Origin of the sequence: Enterobacter sp. ODB01, assembly GCF_001623605.1 — a bacterium.
Lineage (GTDB): Bacteria > Pseudomonadota > Gammaproteobacteria > Enterobacterales > Enterobacteriaceae > Enterobacter > Enterobacter kobei.
The window spans coordinates 2,529,616-2,550,740 of sequence record NZ_CP015227.1; the positions used below are offsets into that span (position 1 = coordinate 2,529,616).

25 protein-coding genes, 2 tRNA genes and 1 pseudogene are annotated in these 21,125 nt (G+C 51.2%); 7 read left to right on the plus strand and 21 right to left on the minus strand.

From position 1 onward, the window contains the following. Positions 1–43 precede the first annotated feature (43 nt). The gene (locus tag A4308_RS12040) at positions 44–550 is read right to left on the minus strand and encodes a CS1 type fimbrial major subunit (protein WP_023332625.1); all 507 of its coding nucleotides are present in this window, start codon (positions 548–550) and stop codon (positions 44–46) included. A 75-nt stretch (positions 551–625) separates the two neighbouring features. Beyond that, positions 626–1,369, minus strand: a complete 744-nt coding sequence (locus A4308_RS12045; protein ID WP_045281280.1) for a fimbrial protein — start codon at positions 1,367–1,369, stop codon at positions 626–628. Between the two features lie 308 nt (positions 1,370–1,677). Here A4308_RS12045 and A4308_RS12050 point away from each other — a divergent pair, with 308 nt between their 5' ends. Then, complete coding sequence (locus tag A4308_RS12050) at positions 1,678–2,433, plus strand: winged helix-turn-helix domain-containing protein (protein ID WP_032637043.1); 756 nt, start codon at positions 1,678–1,680, stop codon at positions 2,431–2,433. Then, positions 2,430–2,906 carry a hypothetical protein gene (locus A4308_RS12055; protein ID WP_032637041.1) on the plus strand — a complete coding sequence of 159 codons (477 nt, stop codon included), beginning with the start codon at positions 2,430–2,432 and terminating at the stop codon, positions 2,904–2,906. The genes A4308_RS12050 and A4308_RS12055 overlap by 4 nt, the downstream gene beginning before the upstream one ends. A gap of 54 nt (positions 2,907–2,960) precedes the next feature. On the opposite strand, the gene yccA is transcribed toward A4308_RS12055, so the two are convergent. Beyond that, entirely contained in the window at positions 2,961–3,620 is a 660-nt protein-coding gene (yccA, locus tag A4308_RS12060) for an FtsH protease modulator YccA (protein WP_013097244.1), read from the minus strand. Positions 3,621–3,889: 269 nt separating this feature from the next. Here yccA and A4308_RS12065 point away from each other — a divergent pair, with 269 nt between their 5' ends. Together A4308_RS12065 and A4308_RS12070 are read left to right on the plus strand one after the other, a co-directional pair. Continuing rightward, complete coding sequence (locus tag A4308_RS12065; RefSeq protein ID WP_023338218.1) at positions 3,890–5,518, plus strand: ABC transporter substrate-binding protein; 1,629 nt, start codon at positions 3,890–3,892, stop codon at positions 5,516–5,518. Positions 5,519–5,662: 144 nt separating this feature from the next. Beyond that, positions 5,663–5,750: transfer RNA gene (locus tag A4308_RS12070), tRNA-Ser, on the plus strand. A 66-nt stretch (positions 5,751–5,816) separates the two neighbouring features. Here the strand turns inward: A4308_RS12070 and A4308_RS12075 are convergent. The 5 genes from A4308_RS12075 to A4308_RS12095 all read right to left on the minus strand — a co-directional run bounded on the left by A4308_RS12075 (position 5,817) and on the right by A4308_RS12095 (position 10,858). After that, complete coding sequence (locus A4308_RS12075; RefSeq protein ID WP_014883268.1) at positions 5,817–6,653, minus strand: alpha/beta fold hydrolase; 837 nt, start codon at positions 6,651–6,653, stop codon at positions 5,817–5,819. A gap of 155 nt (positions 6,654–6,808) precedes the next feature. Continuing rightward, complete coding sequence (locus A4308_RS12080) at positions 6,809–7,027, minus strand: acyl carrier protein (RefSeq protein WP_023332630.1); 219 nt, start codon at positions 7,025–7,027, stop codon at positions 6,809–6,811. A gap of 17 nt (positions 7,028–7,044) precedes the next feature. Next, the gene (locus A4308_RS12085) at positions 7,045–8,478 is read right to left on the minus strand and encodes an AMP-binding protein (RefSeq protein ID WP_045281277.1); all 1,434 of its coding nucleotides are present in this window, start codon (positions 8,476–8,478) and stop codon (positions 7,045–7,047) included. After that, positions 8,475–9,593 carry an MBOAT family O-acyltransferase gene (locus A4308_RS12090; protein WP_045281291.1) on the minus strand — a complete coding sequence of 373 codons (1,119 nt, stop codon included), beginning with the start codon at positions 9,591–9,593 and terminating at the stop codon, positions 8,475–8,477. The genes A4308_RS12085 and A4308_RS12090 overlap by 4 nt, the downstream gene beginning before the upstream one ends. A 128-nt stretch (positions 9,594–9,721) precedes the next feature. Beyond that, positions 9,722–10,858 (minus strand): D-alanyl-lipoteichoic acid biosynthesis protein DltD, encoded by a 1,137-nt coding sequence (locus tag A4308_RS12095; RefSeq protein WP_049010820.1) that lies wholly within the window; start codon positions 10,856–10,858, stop codon positions 9,722–9,724. A gap of 278 nt (positions 10,859–11,136) precedes the next feature. On the opposite strand from A4308_RS12095, the gene A4308_RS12100 reads away from it, so the two are divergent. Next, positions 11,137–11,224: transfer RNA gene (locus A4308_RS12100), tRNA-Ser, on the plus strand. 133 nt (positions 11,225–11,357) lie between these two features. Here the strand turns inward: A4308_RS12100 and A4308_RS12105 are convergent. The 12 genes and pseudogenes from A4308_RS12105 to A4308_RS12155 all read right to left on the minus strand — a co-directional run bounded on the left by A4308_RS12105 (position 11,358) and on the right by A4308_RS12155 (position 17,389). Beyond that, positions 11,358–12,203 carry a DUF4942 domain-containing protein gene (locus A4308_RS12105; protein WP_063308538.1) on the minus strand — a complete coding sequence of 282 codons (846 nt, stop codon included), beginning with the start codon at positions 12,201–12,203 and terminating at the stop codon, positions 11,358–11,360. Positions 12,204–12,284: 81 nt separating this feature from the next. Continuing rightward, complete coding sequence (locus A4308_RS21860; protein WP_071890832.1) at positions 12,285–12,488, minus strand: DUF957 domain-containing protein; 204 nt, start codon at positions 12,486–12,488, stop codon at positions 12,285–12,287. 32 nt (positions 12,489–12,520) lie between these two features. Continuing rightward, the gene (locus A4308_RS12110) at positions 12,521–13,009 is read right to left on the minus strand and encodes a DUF5983 family protein (RefSeq protein WP_063308539.1); all 489 of its coding nucleotides are present in this window, start codon (positions 13,007–13,009) and stop codon (positions 12,521–12,523) included. Continuing rightward, complete coding sequence (locus A4308_RS12115) at positions 13,006–13,383, minus strand: TA system toxin CbtA family protein (protein ID WP_063308540.1); 378 nt, start codon at positions 13,381–13,383, stop codon at positions 13,006–13,008. Before A4308_RS12115 ends, A4308_RS12110 begins: the two co-directional genes overlap by 4 nt. 101 nt (positions 13,384–13,484) lie before the next feature. Next, positions 13,485–13,679, minus strand: a pseudogene (locus tag A4308_RS12120) (type IV toxin-antitoxin system YeeU family antitoxin); the annotation flags it as partial. A 50-nt stretch (positions 13,680–13,729) separates the two neighbouring features. Next, positions 13,730–13,951 (minus strand): DUF987 domain-containing protein, encoded by a 222-nt coding sequence (locus A4308_RS12125; RefSeq protein WP_063308542.1) that lies wholly within the window; start codon positions 13,949–13,951, stop codon positions 13,730–13,732. A gap of 11 nt (positions 13,952–13,962) precedes the next feature. Beyond that, on the minus strand, positions 13,963–14,442 hold the full coding sequence (gene radC, locus A4308_RS12130) for a RadC family protein (RefSeq protein ID WP_063308543.1): 480 nt from the start codon (positions 14,440–14,442) through the stop codon (positions 13,963–13,965). 11 nt (positions 14,443–14,453) lie between these two features. Beyond that, entirely contained in the window at positions 14,454–14,924 is a 471-nt protein-coding gene (locus A4308_RS12135; RefSeq protein WP_063308544.1) for an antirestriction protein, read from the minus strand. A 111-nt stretch (positions 14,925–15,035) separates the two neighbouring features. Further along, entirely contained in the window at positions 15,036–15,233 is a 198-nt protein-coding gene (locus A4308_RS12140; RefSeq protein WP_063308545.1) for a DUF905 family protein, read from the minus strand. A 122-nt stretch (positions 15,234–15,355) separates the two neighbouring features. Continuing rightward, on the minus strand, positions 15,356–15,820 hold the full coding sequence (locus tag A4308_RS12145) for a hypothetical protein (RefSeq protein ID WP_063308546.1): 465 nt from the start codon (positions 15,818–15,820) through the stop codon (positions 15,356–15,358). Positions 15,821–15,884: 64 nt separating this feature from the next. Continuing rightward, positions 15,885–16,289, minus strand: a complete 405-nt coding sequence (locus tag A4308_RS12150; protein ID WP_063308547.1) for a hypothetical protein — start codon at positions 16,287–16,289, stop codon at positions 15,885–15,887. 212 nt (positions 16,290–16,501) lie between these two features. Beyond that, on the minus strand, positions 16,502–17,389 hold the full coding sequence (locus tag A4308_RS12155) for a GTPase family protein (RefSeq protein WP_063308771.1): 888 nt from the start codon (positions 17,387–17,389) through the stop codon (positions 16,502–16,504). A 334-nt stretch (positions 17,390–17,723) separates the two neighbouring features. Between A4308_RS12155 and A4308_RS12160 the strand changes: the two genes are divergently transcribed. After that, entirely contained in the window at positions 17,724–19,193 is a 1,470-nt protein-coding gene (locus A4308_RS12160) for a YfjI family protein (RefSeq protein ID WP_063308548.1), read from the plus strand. A gap of 380 nt (positions 19,194–19,573) precedes the next feature. Next, a complete protein-coding gene (locus A4308_RS12165; RefSeq protein ID WP_063308549.1) occupies positions 19,574–20,158 on the plus strand; it encodes an inovirus Gp2 family protein in 585 nt (194 codons plus the stop codon). Positions 20,159–20,437: 279 nt separating this feature from the next. Here A4308_RS12165 and A4308_RS12170 read toward each other — a convergent pair whose 3' ends face one another. Next, positions 20,438–20,881: a hypothetical protein gene (locus tag A4308_RS12170; protein ID WP_063308550.1), complete on the minus strand. Its 444-nt coding sequence runs from the start codon at positions 20,879–20,881 to the stop codon at positions 20,438–20,440. Positions 20,882–21,125: the final 244 nt, after the last annotated feature.

Sequence of the window (21,125 nt, forward strand, 5' to 3'; positions counted from 1 at the left end):
GAGGGTGGGCACCCTCTGACGTTATTCCTTAGGTGCTGTGGTGTTACGCACCGCCTTCCGTGGTCGTCGCTTGCGTCAGCATCAGGCTGACAACGCCGCTGTACTGACCGGTTTTCAGAATGCCTTTGGTGGTCTGAGAAATGGTCAGCGGCAGTACCGCTGAACCGTTTTCAATGCTCCCCGGGAACAGTTCGGTACCGGTATATTCAACATCGGCGGTAGAGAGGGTTTTATCGCCCAGCTTCACCGTCATTGGGATGGACTCAGCACCGTCGGCATTTGCCAGCTTCGCGGCACTCACCAGACGGACTTTCACGTTGCTGGTGGCGGAGTTAGACCATACCTTGGTATTCAGGCGGTAGCTTTCCAGACCGCGGCCTGGCAGGTACTGCATATCGATGCTTGCCGGCAGCGGCGTATTATCCGCCTGGGTCATATCCAGCTGTGAATCAACGCTGGCGTTGACGGTAATATCTTTTTGGATCGCCAGCGCGCTAACGGACGTGGTCATCGCGGCAACAATCATCAGGGGTTTAAAATACTTACGCATTGATATCTCCATATTTACAAATGAGCACCCTGGCTCTTTAAACAAACCCTTTGGGGTCTTTACGGTAACGTCGTGTTATTGCACGACGGGTAAATCAGCTTCTTCAGAGGTTTTATTCACCCAGTTGAAGTAGCGGAATTTATATTTATGGCCTTGTGTCTTTGTGAGCGTTTTTAATTTCCGTTCGGTGTCCGGATAAATCGTCGCGTCTTCTTTAATCCATTTACACGACGAATTTGCGTCACAAATACCGATCTCTCTCAGCGGCACGCGCAGCGTACCGTTGTTTTTTAACGTCCCCCTGCGAGGGTCTATCGAGAGTGAAACCACACTTTTTTCCGGGGCGAGGTGGATCAGGGCGCCCCAGATGACATTGACGCCCAATGTCGCCTTCGCCGCAGCGCTTTCTGCCTGACCTGGAATAATGCTGTCAGGTTGCTTTACCCCTTCAAAATAGACGCGCCAGGTGGTCTCTTTTTCCGGTGGCGTGAGCGATACCAGACGAACGACGCGCATTGCGCCAGCCGCCAGGGCAAATTTTTCTGGCGTCACAACAACGCCACCTTCTTTCCACGAGGCCACATCAATCTCTTTTTCCTCGGCAGTGCCGGGATTAAGAATTTTCTTTTGCCTCACCCGAATGAACTGAATATCATCCGTTTTTGAAGCCACTTTTATTTGCGCCGCCCCGGACTTATCCACGTTAAGTTCCATCGGGTACACGCTCATATTGGCCATTGCCATTTCTGAGAAAAATGGTAATGACAGCGCGGCGACATAAAAGGCGGTTGTCATGTTCACTCTTTTTTTCTGTTTCACATTCTGTCTGCCTGCTCTGAGTTCATCGGTGGCGCGTTAACACCAGGACACCGTCTGCTTTCGTATCGCTTCAGGGCAGGGAAACTTTAACCAGAACAGCGGTTTGTGAAAATTTGTATTAATTAACTCGTTAAATACAGTTTTTTATCCTGCTTTTCTGTCTTTAAGGTTGTATAGTTAAGCGAAAATACCGCGACCAGGGATGGGAAGAAAATTCCTTCTGATTACAAAATAAGCAGATCAGGAGGTGATTTTCATGTCGATGTACCAGGGATTAAAAAGCATGCGGTAACAGCCGAGAATAAAAGATGTTTTTTATATGCAATAATTCGTTGTTATTCGATCCTGAATCACATGCAATAAGTCTTGTTGGACAACCCGAGTCTGTATTAACGCTTTCGGCACCGGCCGTTCGTCTTTTACAGGAGTTTATTAAGCACAGAGGTCGTGACCTTAGCCGGGATGAATTGATCGCTCGCGTGTGGGAAGCGTTCGGCTTTACGCCATCAGGAAATAATCTCAATAAAGCGGTAAGCGAATTACGTAAAAGCTTTCAGTCGCTGGGAGAGGGGCATGAATTTATCGTGACCGTACCCCGCTATGGATTTCGTTTTGAGGCCGATGTGATTTTTCAGCCTCGGGAGAATATTCAACCCGTTGATTCTCAGTCTCCGGTTGAACAGCAAGACGTAAAGCCGCGGCGCACATTCCTGAAAAGGGGGGCGATTACGGCGGTCGCGATCGTCGCTGCACTAGGGGGATGCCTGTACTTTAGCCGCCCGCAGGGGATAACCGTTCCGGCGAAACTCACGCCAGTTAAGGAAAAAATTGCGCGTTGCAGTATCTGGATAATTAACGATCATGGACGGCCGTTAGTGTTATCGAAACTAGCGAAACAGCTGGAGGCGAATAACGTGGCATGCGAGCGAGAAGAGTATAATATTTATTATTTCAGCGCCCGTTTTGCTATTTCCGCCGCGGATGAGGTTTTCATTGGTGCCTGCCCGGGAAGTAAAACCAGACTGTGCAAAACCATTCGTTATAAAAGCGGGGCTGAAAAATGAAAATAAAACTTATTTTTGGGCTGAGCGGTGTACTGGTTGGTGGTGCAATAGCGCTTTTTTACTATTCTGGCGGCCTGGGTAAAAAGGATGTGCTTGCCTGCAGTACAGAATTTAATTTCACGCGCAATGAGGGAAAAGCAAGTGAGGTGAAGGTCAATACCTTTGCTCAGTTCTATTTTCATCAGGATGGAACCGGGTTGACGACTTACAAAGGCGCGGCAAGGGCTGGCGGGCAATGTTTGATCGTTGACAGGGATGTCGACTTTACCTGGGAGCAACGGAAAGATGATAACGTCATTGTATTGAGCTATACCAAAACCTGGCGTCGACACAATGACAATACCCCGGATGCTCAATGGGGAAGCTTCGCCTATCCGACCGCACGTTACTACCTGACGATCTCTGAACTGTCGCCCGCCGTGTGGCTGATTCAGGACCGGCGTTATCCTACCTATATCTGCCGGGGAGAATAAGACAAAAAAAGAGAATGCCATGGGCATTCTCTTTTTTCGTATCAGTGATGCAAATTAATCCCGGCTGGCGAAGCCCAGAATGCTCAGCAGGCTGACGAAGATGTTATACAGCGATACATACAGGCTCACGGTGGCGCGAATGTAGTTCGTCTCACCGCCGTGAATGATGTTGCTGGTTTCATACAGGATCGCGCCAGATGACAGCAGGATAAACACCGCGCTAATCGCCAGATGCAGGGCAGGCAGCTGCAGGAAGATGTTAGCCACCATACCAATCAGCACCACCACGATACCCGCCATCAGCATACCGCCGAGGAAGGACATGTCCTTACGGGTGGTCAGCACGTAGGCCGAGCAGCAGAAGAACACCAGCGCGGTACCGCCCAGCGCCATGCCAATCACGTCGCCCATACCGGCAGACAGATACGCGTTCAGAATCGGCCCCAGGATATAGCCCAGGAAGCCGGTGAAGGCGAACGCGGACAGAATACCGACCGGTTTATCCGCGGTTTTGTAGGTCAGGAACATCAGCCCATACATCCCCACCAGCGTCAGGATCAGCCCCGGAGACGGCAGCATCAGCACGGTGCTGGCGGTGGCAGTGATCGCCGAAAACGCCAGCGTCAGGCTGAGCATGAAATAGGTATTGCGCAGCACCTTGTGGGTACTGAGTAGCGATGTGCGGTCGCGTGAAGAAGTAATAATACGATCCATGAGTCACTCTCTTATGACAGATGTAATTAGCGGAAAGAATAGGAAACGGCGAGCCAGTCTCAAAGTGGTTTTACCCATCTTTACTCAGCACGTTAGCGAAGGAGGTGGTTATTTCTTCTGCAGAAATGCATTTCACCAGAATGAACAGCGGTTTGAGAAAATTTACCAGATCAACCTCTTATAGGTTACTGAAAAATATTGCGTTATTACCCTTAGGGCGCTAAGAGTTATCTCCGGATCGTCATAAAACAGACAATAAGGCGAAGGACATGAAACCACAAACACGCACGCGCTTTACACTCTCTTTACTTACCGCCGGGATCCTGTGCGCCAGTACGGCATCCTGGGCGGCCAACGTCCCGGCAGGAACCGCGCTGGCAGAGAAACAGGAACTGGTCAGAAATAATGGCAGTGAACCGGCTTCGCTCGATCCGCATAAAGTCGAAAGCGATGTCGAATTCAATATTATCAGCGATTTATTCGAAGGTCTGGTGAGCGTCTCCCCGACGGGTGAAATTCAGCCCCGGCTGGCGGAAAAGTGGGAGAACAAAGACAATACCGTCTGGACGTTCCATTTACGGCCGGGCATCACCTGGAGCGACGGGACAGCGATTACCGCAGAAGATGTGGTCTGGAGCTGGCAGCGCCTGATCGATCCTAAAACGGCGTCACCGTATGCCAGCTATCCGGGCAACATGCATATTGCCAACGCGGCCGATATTGCCCAGGGGAAAAAAGCCCCCGATACGCTGGGGGTAAAAGCGATTAACGACACCACCCTGGAAGTGACGCTCACGCAGCCAAACGCGGCTTTCCTTGCGATGCTGGCGCACCCGTCGCTGGTACCGGTGGACAAAGTGCTGATTGGGCGTTTTGGCGATAAGTGGACCAAGCCGGAGCATTTCGTCAGCAGCGGGGCGTATAAACTTTCTCAGTGGGTGGTCAACGAACGCATTGTGGCGGAGCGTAACGCGCGCTACTGGGATAATGCGCATACCGTTATCAACAAAGTGACGTATTTGCCCATCACCTCTGAGGCCTCAGATGTGAACCGCTATAAAGCGGGTGAAATTGATATTGTCTACACGGTCCCCATTAACCAGTTTGCCCAGCTGAAGAAAACCCTTGGCAGCGAGCTGGACGTTTCACCGCAGCTCGCGACCTATTACTACGAGTTCAACACCACGCGCCCGCCGTTCAACGACGCGCGCGTGCGTAAGGCGCTGAATATGGCGCTGGATAAAGACATCATTGCCGGGAAAGTGTTAGGGCAGGGGCAGCGTCCGGCGTGGCTGATTAGCCAGCCGGACATCGGTGGGGTCAAGCTGCAGAACCCGGATTACGCCAGCTGGCCGCTGGACAAGCGCATCGCGGAGGCGAAAAAACTGCTCAGTGAAGCGGGGTATAACGAAAGCCATCCTCTGCGCTTCAACCTGCTCTATAACACCTCTGAATCGCACCAGCGCATCGCGATTGCCGCCAGCTCCATGTGGAAGAAAAACCTCGGCGTGGACGCGAAGCTGCAAAATCAGGAGTGGAAAACCATGCTGGATACCATGCACACCCACAACTTTGACGCGGTGCGTTACGCATGGATTGCGGACTACGACGATGCAGCAACCTTCCTGAACAACTTCCGTACCGGCGACAGCGAAAATACCAGCCAGTACAGCAATCCGGAGTACGACCAGGCCCTGATCAACGCCGCGAAAGCGAAAACAGCCGGGGAACGGGGTAAGTTCTACCAGCAGGCGGAGGATCTGCTTGGCCGTGATGTGCCAGCCATTCCGGTTTATCACTACGTTCGTACCCACCTGGTCAAACCGTGGGTAGGGGGATTTACACCGGATAAGCTCGGGTACTATTTCACAAAAGACATGTACATCAAAAAGCACTAAGAGGGCGGGCTGAATGTTATGCTGTTAAAATCGCCGATATGTCGTCAGTTCAACCGATTAAACGCGTTTTGGCTATTTTTACAGCGAACGATTGCAGCCACTCTTTACAGCACGCGGTGAGGTGTTTATAGTTCGCCTCACTTAGGAAGTGTGGCCGAGCGGTTGAAGGCACCGGTCTTGAAAACCGGCGACCCGAAAGGGTTCCAGAGTTCGAATCTCTGCGCTTCCGCCAGATATAAACCCCAGCTTACTCGTTAAGCTGGGGTTTTTCTTTTGGCGTGAATTTAAAACCTGACGTTTATGAACGGATAAACGCCAGAATGTCCGCGTTGATGGTCTCCGCATGCGTGGTGTGCATCCCGTGCGGGAAGCCTGGATAAATTTTCAGCACGCTGTTCGCCAGCAGCTTGTCCTGCAGAAGGGCGGCATTCTTATACGGTACGACCTGATCGTCATCGCCCTGCATTACCAGAACGGGAACCGTGATGGCTTTTAAGTCCTCCGTCTGGTCAGTCTCTGAAAACGCCTTAATCCCCTCATAGTGCGCTTTGGCACTGCCAATCATTCCCTGACGCCACCAGTTCTGAATCGTACCCTGTGAAACCTCCGCGCCATCCCGGTTAAAACCGTAAAAAGGGCCGCTGGCTACGTCGAGGTAAAACTGCGCGCGATTGGCTGCCAGCGCACTACGGAAGCCGTCAAACACCTCGATGGGTGTCCCGCCGGGGTTATTCTCTGTTTTGACCATCAGCGGGGGAACGGCGCTGACGAGCACCGCTTTGGCGACGCGCCCCTGCGGCTGGCCGTATTTCGCTACATAGCGGGCGACCTGGCCGCCGCCGGTAGAGTGACCGACGTGCACGGCATTGTGCAGATCCAGGCTTTCAACCACGGCCGACGCATCGGCCGCATAATGATCCATATCGTGACCTTCACTGACCTGATCCGAACGTCCATGACCACGACGATCGATAGCGATAACGCGATAGCCCTCGGCAAGGAAGAAGAGCATCTGGTTATCCCAGTCATCGGCACTCAATGGCCAGCCGTGATGGAAAACAATGGGTTGAGCTTCTTTCGGACCCCAGTCTTTGTAGTAAATGTTGACGCCGTCTTTCGTTGTTACGAATGCCATACCGCAGACTCCTCTGTTAAAAAACAACACGACCCCTAAAGTGTAGGAGAAATCATATCAGCGGTGGGTTTCATTCCCGTGAAAGGTATTCATTTTGGATTCAGGGCTCTGGTGCGGCGCGCCAGAGCCCCCAGGGCGGGGTCATACCGCGGGGCTTAGCGGTTCTCTTCAATATATCGGGCGAGATCTGCCGGGGTCTTCAACACCGTCGCTACGTCAGTTGGCGGGATCATACAGCCGTAAACGTCCTGCACTTCCAGCACCATATCGACTGCCAGAATAGAGTCGAGAATATCAGATTCAATCAGCTCATCGTGAAAGCCCACTTTACGGGATAATACTTTTTCGAACAGGGCGAGAATTTCGTTTTCCATTATGTTTCCTGGGATAATTAATGAGTGCGGGCGTAAGCGTCCAGCAATTTGCGGTCAATTTTGCCGTTAGGGTTCAGCGGCAACGCGTCTTTTACGATAATTTGTGAAGGCACCATATAGTGGGGAACCACTTTCGACAGCGAGGTTTTGATCGTGTCCGGTGCCATTTCCGTCACGCAGAACGCGGCAATACGCAGCACGCTGCCGCAGGGTTTCATCAGCGGCATCACTACCGCTTCATTAATGCCGGACATGGCCAGCAGACGGTTTTCGATCTCGTTGATTTCAATACGGTAGCCATTCAGTTTGACCTGACTATCGTTGCGACCCTGGCAATAGATCATCCCCGCTTCATAACCCAGATCGCCGGTCCGGTAGCCGCGACACGCGTCATCTTCCCGATGCAGTAATTTTGCCGCGTTCTCCTGCGGCAGGCCGAGGTAGCCGCGCATGACGTTTTTACCCCAGATAATCAGCTCGCCCTCGGCGGAAATGTCCATTCTGCTCTCCGGCATCATGACCCCCACCGGCAGCACGGCGCTGTCCTGGTTAAGGATCTCATCCGTAATTTCAACCACCGTCGTCGCGATGGTCGCTTCCGTTGGGCCATAGGAGTTGATGATTTTGGCCTGCGGGAAACGGCGGCGCAGCTGTTTAACCAGCGCTTTATTGAGCACTTCACCAATGAAGATAAAGACGCCGAGTTCAGGCAAATACTCGCTGTTAAACTGCGGGGACAGCAGCTGCTGGTAGGCAAAAGAGGGCGTGGACACCCAGGCGGAGACCGCGTTGCTTTTGAGTCGCGCCAGCCAGTTCTCTTTCTGAATATCCTCTTTGGCGTTGAGCACGATGTGTCCGCCCATCGCCAGGTTCGCCAGCAAAGGGATCAGGGAGAGGTCAAAGCTGAACACCGCGTGGTTCATCAGCACCGGTTTTGCCGGCAGGGAAAAGTCCTGGCTGACCCATTTCATGAAGTGCCAGACGCTCTCACGTCCAATCTGCACGCCTTTCGGTTTGCCGGTGCTGCCTGAGGTAAACATGATATAGGCCAGATCCTGCTCTTCCAGGACCTTGCCCGCTTCACCGGTGGCAATAAACTGCCGGGTTGCCACGTCGTAATAGTAAGGGACACTGGCCAGGCTACAAATCTCCCGGAGCCGCTCCTGCGGGTAGATGCAATCCACCGGGATGTACGGAATGTTGTGCAACAGGCAGCTATAAATCGCCACGGCGAACTCGGCCTGCTGATGACCATATAATACGACCGGTGTGCCTTCGATAGGCTTGCAGCGTTGATAGCGTTCCGCCCAGTCCATCACGGCGGCGGAAAGCTGTAGCCAGCTGAGGGTTTCGTCGCTACCCGTGATGGCCAGCTGCTGCGGGGAGGCGGGATCGCGCAATGCCGCACGTAAGAAATCCTGCAGTTCCTGCAGATCGGTGTGATTTTTCATAGAGGAGACATTCCACTAAAGATGTAAAGGGATCCTGCGGCGCTGCCCAGCGTCAGAATTCGCCCCAAAAACGCCACTGCCGGATACTGCAAACCGCGGTGTAATGCCGGGCTGCGTTTGGCTGACCACAGCAGCATGTTGTGTGCGACAGAAATGGCGCCAAACAGCGCGCCGCTGATGACATAATGGCGTTCCAGGCCATTCCATGCCCCCATGCAGAACAGGGTGCAAAAAATACCGATATTTTGCGCCAGCGTTTTGTTCTGACGGAAAAAGTTGAACTTCATCAGGTTCATATAGACGGGCATAAACACCACATCGCGCAGCCATTCAGACAGGCTGATGTGGAAGCGCCGCCAGAAGTCCTGAGGGTTCTTTGCAAGCAGCGGCATATTGAAGTTTGCCGGAATATTCAGCCCGAATAAGCGCCCGGCACCGATGGCCATATTGCTGTAACCTGCAAAATCAAAGTACAGATAGGCGCTGTAAGCACTCGACATCACCACGCCGACGGTCAGCGAAAACGGCTTATGGCTCCAGGGCTGCACCACAAGCGAATCGATCAGCATGGCAAACAGGAACTTCTGGATGATACCGGTGACGATCTGCTCTAACGCTGTTAAACATTGTTCACGGTTAAGGGTGAATGCGGGTTTATTCACATCGCTCATCCATGTCCGCCAGCGGTACATCGGCCCGGCCAGAATAATAAAGGGCATAAAGAGGTAGCAGAAATAGTGCAGAATATTCTGGCCCTCTTTTTTACTGCGATACAACAGCACATCCACCGCGCGAAAGGTCATAAAAGAGAGACCGATCATGCCGAGATGGTGATTAAAATGTAATTTCACCAAAAACAGTGGCAGCAGCGTTAACACGATCGCCTGCCAGGTTTTTAACCATCCTTTTTCTTTTAACGTGGCGAAAAGATAAAAACAGCCAAAAACGATCGCCGGAATACGATAATCGCCCTGAAAAATATAGCCCCAGCCCAATGCTGTCAGGACGGACAAGGACGATAACCAGGTCAGGCGATGGCGCAGCAGGCGATTGATCAGCGCAAATACCCCTGCCGATGAAAATAAACAGACAAAAAACAGCCCTGAGCTGTACATCATTCGGCCTCAGAATTTCTGATATTCAAAATGCAGTTGCATACTCATGCTGTCATCGACAGCGGTCCACGCGACGATGGTGATCCCAAGCAGGAGATAAAGGAAAAACAGACGGATCGCGATTTTCATTATTTAAAACTCTGTGCAATAAAGCGAAGCATAGGCACCCAGGCCAGTTCAGTCGGGTGCAGTCGGTCCCAGTTCCAGCCATTCTGATAAGGCATAGCGTACATATCTAAATAAGGGATCTGGTTCTCTTTCAGAATGGATTGAATTTGCTTATCGTACGGGCGGAAAGTGTCGGTATGGTAAAGCGCCCACGGGTTAACCGGGTCGACGATAGCAATGACCTGCACGTGATGTGCCTTCAGCAGCTGGACGGTTTTCCTGAACGCGGCGAATTGGCCGGGCACCACCGGCGTGTCATCCCACTGCTGCGGCTTACCGTCCTCTTCGTAAATCGTTTTGTCCATCCACAGGGTCGCCGCGCTTTGCTGGCGAACTTTATTTAATTCACGGGCATTCGCCAGCTCTTTATTCCAGTCCGGAGTCATGTGGGTGGTTGGCTGTTGCGGCCAGGGTTGCGCCGTCTCAGGCCTGATATTGAGCAGCGACAGCCAGTCGTTTTTTATCAGGGTACAAAAATTAGCGAACTGGAAACCGATCTCATCCCAAATCAGATCGGGGTGCCAGCCGAAGACACGCATTTGCCCAAAGGTTAAATGGCTTATCTCTTTAGCATCAATATGTTTTAAATAATTCACGAGGATCGGACGTGCCTGCGGATCCTTCATCAGGGAATCAAAAACAGAGCCCGGAAAATTATCCGCATAGATAGCGGGTGGCAGACCTTTTGAGTAAAAGCTGTCAGGTGCCAACAATAAAACCACTTTACTGTTTGCGTTAAGGCTATTTTTAAAACGTGAAAACAGTAAAAATTGTGTTTCATCATCGACAAACGCATCGCCATACGCCACGACGGGTTGGTGTAATTGCTGATTAAAATAATGATAGACCGCGTAATGTTCATCTTCGGAGGTGGCAACTTCAGAGGCACCAATGAAGAAAATGGCATTCCCCTCCAGGGCATGGGAAATGGTGGCAATTTTTTCCGCTTGTTCTTTCGGTGTGCCCGCCATGGATTTGATCAGCGGCTGGAATTTAAGCGGCGGATCAAAGCTGGTCACCAGCGGGTGAATGCTGAGGAATAAAATGGCCAGGGCTGCCATCAGGATATGTAAGCAAAACGTATTTTTGATTTTCATCATTAACCAGTAAGACTACATGGCGGCAATTTTCTAAAATCCGTTGATAACCGGCTTTATAACAATTACACAACAAATGGCCGTCTATTTTGGGGCATTCTATACCAGAGCGATTTAGAAGGATGAGCGTTGCCGTGTAACGGTATGTACAAGTGGGAGAGAGCGACGCGGGGATCGGGGAATGAGCGATTTTTTGCGCAGTTAAACGCCAGGGCGTAGAAATAGAAAAATTCCTGCTTTACAAGGCGCTAATAGATGTTTATAGTGCGCCTCACTTTGGAAGCGTGGCCGAGCGGTTGAAGGCACCGGTCTTGAAAACCGGCGACCCGAAAGGGTTCTAGAGTTCGAATCTCTACGCTTCCGCCAAATATTAAACCCAAGCCCTTATACGGCTTGGGTTTTTTCTTTTCTTTCGTTTTCCAGTATGCCATCCAGTATACTATTGCCGTCTGGCTTGTGCTGGCTCACCTGCGAAGGTATCGGACAACTCCTCACTCTTTCATCTCGCTGCAAGAACTCCCGGATAATGCCGGGCAATGATGTCATTGAGTTTATCGACTAGGTCAAGTCGTCTGAAGGTGATATGCGCCGTTCCCTTCTGAAAGTATTTAATCGCAAACATCTCATCCTCGTAACGGTTACTGTGTCGATTAGCATGGATGTGGTCTCCCAAGCGACGGGTAACGTCTGCACGGTTGTCTGGGACAGGTTTTCCATCCAAAAGCATCAGCATGCGTTCAAGGTCTGCTAACCGGTCACGCTGCCAGCCCCAGTTCAGCCCGAATCCCCACTGGTCACATTTGACCAGCCCTGTGACGATGATTTTCGATCCAAACTTGCAGGGACTATTCGTTTTGTAATTCCAACTTAAACCTTTGAACACATTTATCACACCGCGCTCAAACACTTCTCCTTTATTCAGGTGTAACTGTTCAAATGTGCTAAGGATATTCTCTTCACTGACAGCAGGAATATCATCCTTTTCCAGGCTGTTGTACCATTGGTCACGCGCCTGAGCGTCCATGAGCGAAAGCATCCCCGAATTCTTCATCAAATCTCGCCAGATAGCGCGATCGAGATTACGGGTGATGGCTTTCATCGCAGCTTCTCTTTTTTCCATTAACCAGCAGCCGCAACGGAAATCCTGCTTCATAGCCCAGTCCATCGCGGTTTTTCCGCCGATATTTCGGGTCAGCGTCGAAATATCGTCAAGCTGCTGTATCAGCGTTTCAATCTTCGACAGTGCCGCGTTACGTCCGATGACAATGCGCTCAATGCTGGTGGAACAAATAACTTCAGTATGGCCATTTAATACTTCTGCTTCGGTGATAGTAAGGTTTGGCATCATTTATTTCCTTTATGTAAAGCAAAGCGCCAGCCGGTGAGGGCTGGCGCGTGTACGTATGTGATGAGCACGAACAGATGGCTAATTTGTACGGGCTTGTTGCAGACGATGAAGATGGCGAAGGTTACAAACATCCCTGCGCACGTGTTCTATCCATGGCAACAACGCTGCCAAATCTGTACTACATTCATCGTTGTCGAAGTCAATCGCACTGTCACAATTTGTATTGTCCTGCAGCCCGCCAATCAGAACGTTGAGTGCCGCTTCGGTGGTCAATTCCGGCATGTGCTTTCCTCATGGTGATTGAGGTTGGGTCATCAGTCGAACGTAGCGAAGCCCGGCAGTACTTCTCCAAATGCATCCAGATAAACAATTCCAGCGGCGTAGCGACACATTAGTGTCACAACTAACCGGCGGCAGGCTTTCGACACCCCAAGGCGTTTGAGGCGGAGGACTGGAAACGTCCACGCACCCAGACGGAGTATGTAGCCCGAGCCGGTGTAAAGTATCCATTCTGATTCGCCAAATTCTTCATGCTGGTGAGACAGTTTGTACAGCAGGGTGTTGTCGGCTTCGGTGATATGTGCGGTACTGCACTGGATACCGTGCACGCGGGCGACGGGCGGCAGCGGATCTTCAATAACCAGTTTTCCAGGTTCGTCAGCAACGCGATGTGTATACCCATTATCACAGACCACATTGGTCTGGTCGGCCAGTTCAATACCATCGATATCCATAGCGATCCGGCCCATGTTGTGGACCAGAACGTTGAAGGTATCGGGCTCCACAGTCTGGGACGGCTTCATGACTTCACCTCACGGTATTTACCTGTGGTGATATCGTTCATCACTTTGGAATTGTTGCGGGTCATCAACCCGTTGGTTTTACGGGCGCGAAAAATGTCGATACTAGTGAGAGGCGGCGACTGAATTTCTGCGTTAAAACCGCGACGGTCTGTACGAACCTGGTCGTATTTCTCCACGATAAAATTCACGGTGTCGCACAGCGAGATGCTGGCGTCTATATGCTCCTGAATCACGCTGTCGTTGCAGAATGGCGTATCGTTTAGCGACAGCTCGTAGTGACGGTACAGCCGGTGGATCAGAAGCCGCTGACAGATCTCCACGGATGATGGGCGTGGTGAAGCCTCCTGCGTGGAGGATAATGAATAGGTTTGCATAGCGGGATCTCTTTGTTGATAGATTAAAACGAGGGAAATCAGTATGAAGGTTTATGTGGTTACTAATGGTGTGGGTAAATCGCATTATAGACATACCCATGCTAACCGAGGGAACCGGTGTCGTAAGTCAACCCTTTTGCATCAAGCGTGACACCGTGCCGATAGCGGGGATTAAGCTCACCGGATACCAGCATCAGTTCCAGGTGTTTCAACAGCAGTGAAAACGCATGATCGAGATGGTGCAAATCCGCGTCGATGAACTGACCGGTTATGCTGGCTCTGTCAGCGATACCGTGATTTACTGCCGGTATTTTATTCGACAATTTTAGCTCTCCTTACGCGTGTGTTAATTCAGCGTGACGCTGTGCAATACAACATACGGGCCGTTGCGGTCCTGACGGCGCTCCGCAAAGACTGCGAGCACACCGCTGATATCCTGTACTTCCCGGCCGGCATAATGGCAGATGCTGCCGGACCACTGATACCGTCCGGTACAGAACCGAAATAACCGGGAGTGCGGATGCTGACGGTAAATAGCCATAGCCTGCCGTTTACTGATAATTTTCATCACCGGTCTCCTTACAGCCAGGCCCTCTCTGCAAATGAGACGATATCCATGCCGCCTACCACCAGATGGTCAAGGAGGCGGATATCAACCAGCTCCAGCGCCTGCTGAATACGCGTGGTGATAAGCCGGTCAGCATTGCTGGGTTCGGCGAGCCCGGACGGGTGGCAATGCGCCACGATGACAGCGGCGCAGTTATGCTTCAGACCGGATTTCACCACTTCCCGGGGATGAACCTGCGTATGGTTTATGGTGCCGGTGAAAAGCGTTTCGTGAGCAATAAGACGATGCTGGTTATCAAGGAACAGTACGGTAAATTCTTCGCGCTCCAGCGTGGCGAGCTGCAGACGCAGCCAGTCCCGGACGGCATTGCTGGAGGTGAGTGGCGAGCCTGGCTGGCGCAGCTGGCATTCCAGCAGGTTTAAGGCTTCCCGGATGGTCTGTTGTGCTGACGGCGCGAGGCCGGTAGCAAACAGCGGTAACTGTTGTTCCATAGCGGCTGACCTCAGTCGATGATGCGCATGATGGCGCTGCATTCAGGATGACTGAGCGCATAGTCCCGCAGGCGGTAGTAGTGCTCCGTCATGGCGTCGCACCCGGTGCGGCAGGCGTGGTGGCTGTACGCCATCAGACAGACGGCAATCCCTGCGGCTTCGGCGCTGAGTTCGCCGCCATTGCCGTTCAGGGTGTTAAACAGTGACCACGGCTCATCGTTATCCGCTTCCGGGGCCATAAACGCACTCCCGTTGCTCAGCGTGTAAAAATTCCAGATACCTCCGCTGTAGTCTGCGCAGAAGCGGTCCATCCACGCGAAGACAGCCGGTTCAAGGATTATCCACTGCGGTATGCTGCCGAAGTGCAGCGGCCAGAAGCGGATGCGCTGTTCGTCCGGGACGCGTGTGGCAGCAATCTGCGGCTGAGCTGCAGCAGGAACGGTTTCTTCCGGGGTGAACAGTGGCAGGGTGTGGCTGGACATGTTGATTTTTCCTTATGGTTGATTTAACGGCATAAACAAAAAAGCCATGCTCCTGTGGGGAGCATGGCCTGTTGGTGGTGTGGCGGCTATTCGGCTAAGGAACGTGGTGAGTCAGTCCGGGGGATACCGTGGCTGACAGGAATTCCACGCCCGCCGGGTCAACTGATTAGCACTGTCGCGAATGACCAGCCGAAAATGCGTCCCCTGGTCGTCTTCAGGGGTGACGTTGTGGTAAAGCGCCGCCACGGATTCAGCCTGTCTGCGGGTGAACGGGCCTGGTGGTAATGGCATATCGCCAGTGACTTGCATATTCAGTTCCTGTTGAGAGGCACAGAAAAACGCCCTGCTCAAATGAGCAGGGCGTGGAGTGGTGCTGGCTCAGGAGCTGCTAAGTATTGCGGGGTAGCGTTGTTGTTATGTGGCAGAAGAGATTACTGGATATCAAATTTTGCCACGCAGCCGTTATCGCCAAACGGCGGTATGACTCCGGAAGCACCGTTCAGCGTGAAGACAGCCGGTTTTGTACCCGAACCGGATACGACCACGTGCTTACCGGTACGCAGCCTGTTCCACGCCCACATCAGGCTGCTTTCCCCGGCATGGGATGCACTTTCGCTGAGGCTGGCCTCTTCTTCGTTATCAATTTTCATCGTCAGGGTCTGACCGCTGTCCATGCTGACCTGATGGCCGTCTGCGTCGGTGAAGATGATGGTGGCAGCCTGTGAGCCGGAGCTGTCGCAGGCGAGATACAGCTGTGACTGCCCCTTGCCGGTGATGGTGTATTCCGCCGTACCCTGCGCGAAGCCGCGGGTCCAGGTATCGTGGCGGCCGGACGCCAGCGCCTGACCAGAGAAACAGAGTGCGAGGGTTAGCGGCACAATTGTTCTGAATGACACAGTACTTTTCCTTTAATAAACAATGTGAAAGCCGGGAAGATGAGAAGGCGATGCCGGAAGCGGTTTATTCGGTGACCGTGAAGGTGCCCTGGTCGGTGAATACCCTTGCTTCCAGGAAGCTGCAGACCACGCCCGCCGGTGGCTGAAGGTATGTGTGGCCGAAATGCCAGGTCAGACCATCAGCAAAGTGCATCGTGGTGGGCGTGAAGGTTGCACCCTGCGCCACCCATCCCTCAAGCCGTCTGCCCTGATATGTGATGGTCCCCTTTGTCAGCAGCGGGCATTTGCCCCGGTTGACGTCAATATTCTTAATCACGACGGTGTCAGTTTTAGCCGTCACGGTGACATTGATACCCTGTATGTTCTTCTGAATATCGACCTTCATGATGTCGTTTTCAGTCGCACCGGCAGTTGAGGAAAGGGCTGCCAGCAGCATCATGGCTGCAGTGGCGGTATAATGTTTATTCATGTTCACTCCTTAAGACGTGACAAAGCCTGCGATTTATCGCATTGATTTTTAATGAAGAAATTACGTAATGACACGGTTCCCCGTGGATTATGTCGCTGCGGGACTTATCAGGTACAGCGATGAATATCGATCGGGTCGATCGACGAAATCGATCGTGATAAAACAAAAATACTTATCGAAAACGGCGGGGAGGAACATCGAAAGTGAAGAGCCTAGCCGAAGAAAAAACCCCACAGGGAGCGTGCCGCACGGGCGACGGTGTGGGTCACGCCACGCAGCGCCGAGCGGGCCACCTGCGGCAGCGGGGCCAGGTCAATGACCTTATCAATCACCTCCACCACGGCATCGCCAAAGCTGCTGCGGGCGAGGCTAATGACGGCGTCGGTGCGGTATCCGTTCTGCAGATGAGGGACCAGCGGACTGCGGGCCTGCTTTGGGAGGCGGGTAATCATGGCCTCCACCAGGCGTGACACACGGTAACGTCCCCTGACGGAGACCGGCAGAATATCCTGCTCAGCAATCTGCAGCTGACGCGCCACCGTCCGCTGCTTGTGCGCAATGTGTTCAGCCTGTAACGGCGAGGGCCGGGCGGACGGCCAGTTCCACAACTCAGCGGGTTCGGTCTTGTCCACCTGGTTGAGCACCCACAATACCGCCGGGTGCGGCCCGCTGAACTGTGCGAACACGTCCTGATAAAACTGCTCTTCCACCGCATATGCGCGGTCATCAGCCTTGAGTACCCACAGCACCATGTCGAGCTGTGGCAGAAGAGTCCGGTACAGCTCACGGTATTCGCCGTCACGGGTAACGCTCTCGCCCACGCCGGGTAAATCCACCAGCGTCAGAAAATGGCTCCCGAAGCGCAAGCGGACACGCTGTGGCTGGCGGGTACAGGCTTCCACCGCATTGACGGCGCAGACCGGACTTCGGAACAGCGCGTTGCACAGCGAGGACTTCCCGACGCCGGTTTTGCCCATGATGCCAATCACGGGTTCGTAAGTGACCAGCCGGTTAAGCTCCTGCACCAGATGCTGACGCAGTGCGTGCGGATACCGCCGCAGATGGCGGCGTATAAGGGCATGACCTGAGAGATGTTTCATAAGCGCCTCTGAAATAAAAAAGGCCATCCGGTGGAGATGACCTGTTGAAAATAAGCGGGAGGGAATTCAGTCAGGTGATATATAGCTGAGAATCATTTAAAAACATACAAACGCATATTAACTGGCCGGGGGGGTATCAGGGCTGTATTATTTGCCTGTTTTTTATTTCGTTAATAAAGAAATCACAGGCGAATGAAAACGCCGAAAGCTGCCCCCTGACTAATTTAGTCCGGTGCTGTCGGAACGGACTGTCTCTCGTCTTTTTATATTGACTTCTGCTACATGGTTTGCGATTTGTAATTAACACAAACGTTAAACAATCCACAGGTGATTTATGAGTGAGTTCCCGTTAAGCGCTATTCCGCCATTCTTACGTGAGGCTGTTAAAGATGTTCATAAGCTTACACAGGCCCCCATTCCACTTATTGTATCATCCGCAATAAGCGCGATGTCACTGGCCTGTCAGGGGCTGATTGAAGTCAGGGTCAATGAGAGCGTGACTTCACCTGTGTCACTGTTTCTGCTGGTCATCGCAAACTCAGGCGAGCGGAAAACATCGGTAGACAGAAAAATGCTGAAACCCTTTTATCAGCGTGATGCGGACAACCTGCGTCAGTTCAGATTAAAAGAAAAAGAACACGACGTCAGCCAGGTCATCTGGCGTGAAAAACAAAAGGGCCTTTTAAGCCAGATAAGAAAGGCTGCCGTAAAAGGGCAATGTACCAGGGTACTGGAACAACGGCTGCAGGCATTAAATGATGATATACCCGTGCCACCTAAAAACAGCCGAATGATTTACAATAACGTTACCCCTGAGGCTTTACAGTCAGCGATGTATAACCACTCATCAGATGTGGGGTTGATTGCAGATGAGGGCGCTAATGTCCTGGACAGACAGGTTATGAAAGATTTGAGTTTTATTAACTCCCTGTGGGACGGTGTCAGCTTCCATGTTGAACGTAAAACGACGAAGAGTTTCACCATAGAGGAAGGAAATATCACGCTGTCCGTGATGGTGCAAAAAAAGGTGTTTGATTCCTACAAAAACAGGCAGGGTGAAAAAGCCCGCGGCAGCGGTTTTTTTGCCCGTTGCCTGGTGGTTCATATCGATGAAAGTCTTTCCACGCAGGGAGAGCGTTTTATTCGCCCTCATTATCATGATTCATATTCTCTGGACGTTTTTCATCAGCGTATTGTCGATTTGTCAGAAGAGTACCGGGCAAATGAAGGTTCAGGGATAAAAAAGCAGGCTTTTTTTGAACCGGCGGCACAGTACGAGTGGGACTGCATTTATAACCATATTGAAAGCCTGATACGCCCCGATAAAGCCTATGGAAGCATGAATGACTTTGCTTCCAAACTGTCCAACAATGTTGCGCGATTATCTGCTCTGTTTGCCTGTTTTATAGACGGCTCCACTGCGATTAAAAAAGAATATGTTGAAAGCGCCTGGATATTATGCGAGTGGTATATGCAACAGGCCATGAATCTGTTTGGGTATGAGGAAGGGTATTATGAGGCATTACTATTGTCATGGCTGCATCATAAAATGGAAACCACAGGAAAACGTTCTCTGAGGTTTAACAGCATCAGGCGTTTCGGCCCTAATGTCCTGCGAAAAGGAACGTTACTGGAAACCGTCATGAGGAACCTAGAAAAAGCAAAGGTGATAGAAATTGATTATGGTCTCTACGGGGCCAGGATGGTGTTTCGTGGCCGCGACTTTGATGATAATACCTATACCAGAAACCCCGTTTTTTCATTCTACGGAGCTGCTACAGTTGCGACTGTAGCAGGTTTTTAGAGAGTAAAACGGGTGGGAAATGGAAACTAATATCAGAGTGAAATTACTTTCATGCTCATTATTTTCTTGGTGTTTGCTCAGCGGGAAGTGCTTATTGTTATATTTTCACTGATGAATTCACTGTCGGTATAGTAATATATGTTTGTCAGTAATACATATACTCTTTGTTCAGGTTAATTATTATTAACATACTAATACACTATACCTTACAGCCAGTTAATTATAACGCAATACACATTGATTATGTAACGCCATACGGTTAATGATTATTATCCGATAATGTTCATGGGTATATCTGCATGTAACATTACCAAGATTGCCAATCGTATGGTGGCTTACTCTCACTTATCGTAATGTTAATTATTTATTCAGGTTTATATATGCCAGACAATTCCCTGAATGCTGATTACCAGCAGGCATTTTACGATGTGGCTGGTAATGCTGCAGAAGAATTTCCACGTACGTTAGCGTTACGTGTGGATTTACGATTTCCGGGAGATTACCGGTATGGTGATTCGAACAGAGAGATGACCCGTTTTATTGAATCACTGAAGGCTAAGCTGCTGGTCGATTGTCAACGTAAAAACAAGCGCTGGGGGCGTAACAGGCATAACCGGTTACGGTATGTATGGGTACGTGAAGTGGGTGAGCGTAACCGCCGGAAGCATTACCATATATTACTTCTGCTGAATAAAGACCTCTACCGCGGTGCCGGGCGATATAATGCCGATGACAGTTTATATGCATTAATCCGGCAGGCGTGGTGTAGTGCTTTAGGTCTGGCACCGGAGCAGTACTCAGCCTTAGTGAATATGCCCCGAAACGGATGTTATTACTTAAACAGAAAATCTCCTGATTATATGCAACAGGTTACCGACTTGCTGAAGCGTATGGAGTATCTGGCAAAAGACCATACCAAATGTTATGACGACGGCTACAGGTCAATCGGGATGAGTCGGGGGTAGTATTACCGTGAGTGATTGCTACGGGTGGTTAATGGTGGGGGTTATTCCCTGAGTGAAGTATCGTGGTGGGGGAGTAATGGTGTTAGCGTTGACGTACGGGGGATGGTTGCGGGTATCCGGGCGATTCCCCCGGCCCCCAAATATCACCTGCGTATTGCAGCTATGGTGATGTATTGCTTACCCTCTACTGCCTGATGCATTATTCGTATCCAGATGGAGCATCACAATTGTATCAGCCATCTGGAATGGCTGATTATCTGTGCAGGTGAAAGTCCATTATTATGAATTATTGATCATCCCGACATATTCCAGCACTTCCCGTTGGTACATCATCTTTCTTAACGCCGGAACCCAACACTGAAGGCCGTGATACTCCACATCATGATTCTGGTATAGCAGCGGAAAACATTCATAACCCCCGGTCTGGACAGGTTCCGCTGCGGCATTAATTAACCACCAGTCACGTGCAGGCAAGTTGGGAGGCAGACTGACCGTGACTGAATTGACGAAAAGCAGTAAATCGTAACAATCCCAGTCATTCATCACCTTCTGGATACTGGAGACATAGTTTGACTGAGTTCGTGTCTGGTGCGACAAATCAACCAGTATTCTCCGGTTAGCTCCTGTAGGGTCATTCCTGTTTACAATCAGATAGAAGGTGGTGTTTCCAGCAGTGGTCGTTGACAGGGTGGTGCAATGAGCCAAAATTCTTAGTATTTCCATTTTATTGTTTCCTTATGAGATGAAGGCACACAAAGCCAGTCAGCGAGGGGAACGCGCATTTTATCTTTGCAGATACGTTGTGCTGTATTGTTTATTTTTACAGACTGATGTGATGTCCAGCTGGCGTGACCAGACTTTTCCTGGTGAAGATACCATATCTGCGATGAGAAACTAGCCAGCAATGCCGATGTTGGTAGCGCCTCTGCAACAGGCAGATGACTATTTCTCACGACTTGCGGCGTTC

What these genes read in the sequence shown, in the direction of transcription:
- A4308_RS12040 (WP_023332625.1), bottom strand. Translation starts at nt 550, where the DNA reads ATGCGTAAGTATTTTAAACCCCTGATGATTGTTGCCGCGATGACCACG.
- A4308_RS12050 (WP_032637043.1), top strand. Translation starts at nt 1,678, where the DNA reads ATGTTTTTTATATGCAATAATTCGTTGTTATTCGATCCTGAATCACAT.
- A4308_RS12055 (WP_032637041.1), top strand. Translation starts at nt 2,430, where the DNA reads ATGAAAATAAAACTTATTTTTGGGCTGAGCGGTGTACTGGTTGGTGGT.
- yccA (WP_013097244.1), bottom strand. Translation starts at nt 3,620, where the DNA reads ATGGATCGTATTATTACTTCTTCACGCGACCGCACATCGCTACTCAGT.
- A4308_RS12065 (WP_023338218.1), top strand. Translation starts at nt 3,890, where the DNA reads ATGAAACCACAAACACGCACGCGCTTTACACTCTCTTTACTTACCGCC.
- A4308_RS12075 (WP_014883268.1), bottom strand. Translation starts at nt 6,653, where the DNA reads ATGGCATTCGTAACAACGAAAGACGGCGTCAACATTTACTACAAAGAC.
- A4308_RS12080 (WP_023332630.1), bottom strand. Translation starts at nt 7,027, where the DNA reads ATGGAAAACGAAATTCTCGCCCTGTTCGAAAAAGTATTATCCCGTAAA.
- A4308_RS12085 (WP_045281277.1), bottom strand. Translation starts at nt 8,478, where the DNA reads ATGAAAAATCACACCGATCTGCAGGAACTGCAGGATTTCTTACGTGCG.
- A4308_RS12090 (WP_045281291.1), bottom strand. Translation starts at nt 9,593, where the DNA reads ATGTACAGCTCAGGGCTGTTTTTTGTCTGTTTATTTTCATCGGCAGGG.
- A4308_RS12095 (WP_049010820.1), bottom strand. Translation starts at nt 10,858, where the DNA reads ATGAAAATCAAAAATACGTTTTGCTTACATATCCTGATGGCAGCCCTG.
- A4308_RS12105 (WP_063308538.1), bottom strand. Translation starts at nt 12,203, where the DNA reads ATGCCAAACCTTACTATCACCGAAGCAGAAGTATTAAATGGCCATACT.
- A4308_RS21860 (WP_071890832.1), bottom strand. Translation starts at nt 12,488, where the DNA reads ATGCCGGAATTGACCACCGAAGCGGCACTCAACGTTCTGATTGGCGGG.
- A4308_RS12110 (WP_063308539.1), bottom strand. Translation starts at nt 13,009, where the DNA reads ATGAAGCCGTCCCAGACTGTGGAGCCCGATACCTTCAACGTTCTGGTC.
- A4308_RS12115 (WP_063308540.1), bottom strand. Translation starts at nt 13,383, where the DNA reads ATGCAAACCTATTCATTATCCTCCACGCAGGAGGCTTCACCACGCCCA.
- A4308_RS12125 (WP_063308542.1), bottom strand. Translation starts at nt 13,951, where the DNA reads ATGAAAATTATCAGTAAACGGCAGGCTATGGCTATTTACCGTCAGCAT.
- radC (WP_063308543.1), bottom strand. Translation starts at nt 14,442, where the DNA reads ATGGAACAACAGTTACCGCTGTTTGCTACCGGCCTCGCGCCGTCAGCA.
- A4308_RS12135 (WP_063308544.1), bottom strand. Translation starts at nt 14,924, where the DNA reads ATGTCCAGCCACACCCTGCCACTGTTCACCCCGGAAGAAACCGTTCCT.
- A4308_RS12140 (WP_063308545.1), bottom strand. Translation starts at nt 15,233, where the DNA reads ATGCAAGTCACTGGCGATATGCCATTACCACCAGGCCCGTTCACCCGC.
- A4308_RS12150 (WP_063308547.1), bottom strand. Translation starts at nt 16,289, where the DNA reads ATGAATAAACATTATACCGCCACTGCAGCCATGATGCTGCTGGCAGCC.
- A4308_RS12155 (WP_063308771.1), bottom strand. Translation starts at nt 17,389, where the DNA reads ATGAAACATCTCTCAGGTCATGCCCTTATACGCCGCCATCTGCGGCGG.
- A4308_RS12160 (WP_063308548.1), top strand. Translation starts at nt 17,724, where the DNA reads ATGAGTGAGTTCCCGTTAAGCGCTATTCCGCCATTCTTACGTGAGGCT.
- A4308_RS12165 (WP_063308549.1), top strand. Translation starts at nt 19,574, where the DNA reads ATGCCAGACAATTCCCTGAATGCTGATTACCAGCAGGCATTTTACGAT.
- A4308_RS12170 (WP_063308550.1), bottom strand. Translation starts at nt 20,881, where the DNA reads ATGGAAATACTAAGAATTTTGGCTCATTGCACCACCCTGTCAACGACC.